We start from the raw sequence: 1,373 nt of genomic DNA, 5'->3' as shown, positions 1-1,373 counted from the left end.
CCGAGCACGGCGACTTCCTCGAGACCTGCTATCTGCTGCTGTACGGCGAATTGCCGACCGCCGCGCAGAAGGCTGATTTCGACTACCGGGTCACGCGCCACACGATGGTGCACGACCAGATGAACCGCTTCTTCCAAGGCTTCCGCCGCGACGCCCACCCGATGGCCGTGATGGTCGCCAGCGTCGGCATCTTCGCGATCATGCGCATGGAAGCGATCATGCGCTGCTGCGGATCCGAGATGTCGGTCGAGTCGTGGTAGAAGGCGGAGAGCGCGCCGACGCTGGCGACCATCACGGCCATCGGGTGGGCGTCGCGGCGGAAGCCTTGGAAGAAGCGGTTCATCTGGTCGTGCACCATCGTGTGGCGCGTGACCCGGTAGTCGAAATCAGCCTTCTGCGCGGCGGTCGGCAATTCGCCGTACAGCAGCAGATAGCAGGTCTCGAGGAAGTCGCCGTGCTCGGCGAGCTGCTCGATCGGATATCCGCGATACAGGAGGACGCCGGCGTCACCGTCGATATAGGTGATCTTCGACTCGCAGCTCGCCGTGGAGGTGAACCCGGGATCGTAGGTGAACATCTCGGTCTGGCCGTACAGCTTCGAGATATCGATCACGGACGGGCCGATGGTGCCCTCTTTGATCGCGAGTTCGACCGACTTGTCGCCGACAGTAAGCGTGCTGGAGGTGGCACTCATGCGTCTTCGCCCTTTCAACAGGAGGCCGTGCATAACCTAGAGCAGCCGGGACGCAGGAGAAGCAGTTTCGTTCTCTGCCGGGCTGTCGACCTGTGGCATGCCGGTCGGGTGGGAGATGGGGTTCGGTAGCTTATCCTTGGGGATGGGGCAAGCTCGTCTAATGGCCAGATGGGCCCGCTATGCAGCGGGCGCATTCGTCACTTGGTCGTTGAGACGTTCCAGCGTTTCATCGCGTCCCAGAACGCTCATGACGTCGAACAGTCCCGGCGACGTCGCCCGGCCCGTCAGGGCCGCGCGCAGAGGCTGGGCGACCTGCCCGAGCTTCGCGCCGATCGTCTCGGCATGCGCGCGCACGACGGCCTCGACGCCTTGTGCCGACCACTCGTTGAGCGCTGCGAGCTTTTTACCGAGGCCGGCGAGTTTGGGCCGCCCTTCGGCAATCAGGCCCGCGGCTTTCTCATCGAGATGCAGAGGTCGCTGGGCGTAGAGGTAATAGGCGCTGTCGAGCAATTCGATGAGTGTCTTGGCGCGCTCCTTCAATCCCGGCATAGCAGCTATCAGCTTCTCGCGGAGCGCAGGCTCGAACGCGTCGCCGAGGCCGCGCTCGGCGCCGATCTCGGGCAGCAGATCCTCCAGCGCCGCCACCAGCTCTTCGTCCTTGCTCTGGCGCATGTAATGG

At 63.9% G+C, this 1,373-nt stretch carries 1 protein-coding gene and 2 pseudogenes; 1 reads left to right on the top strand and 2 read right to left on the bottom strand.

The genetic code is table 11. The features are described from left to right. Nucleotides 1-50 precede the first annotated feature (50 nt). The gene (locus AC1DT3_RS21320; RefSeq protein WP_477467183.1) at nucleotides 51-260 is read left to right on the top strand and encodes a citrate/2-methylcitrate synthase; all 210 of its coding nucleotides are present in this window, start codon (nucleotides 51-53) and stop codon (nucleotides 258-260) included. Here AC1DT3_RS21320 and AC1DT3_RS21315 read toward each other — a convergent pair. Both AC1DT3_RS21315 and AC1DT3_RS21310 read right to left on the bottom strand, forming a co-directional pair. Then, nucleotides 170-694: pseudogene (locus tag AC1DT3_RS21315) on the bottom strand (citrate/2-methylcitrate synthase); the annotation flags it as partial. The gene AC1DT3_RS21320 and the pseudogene AC1DT3_RS21315 sit on opposite strands and share 91 nt — an antisense overlap. Nucleotides 695-871: 177 nt before the next feature. Then, nucleotides 872-1,373: pseudogene (locus AC1DT3_RS21310) on the bottom strand (glutamate--tRNA ligase); the annotation flags it as partial.

Source organism: Microvirga sp. P4_G7, from assembly GCF_056401005.1.
Note: the sequence above shows the minus strand (reverse complement) of the source record. Positions and strands in the feature narration are given on the sequence as shown.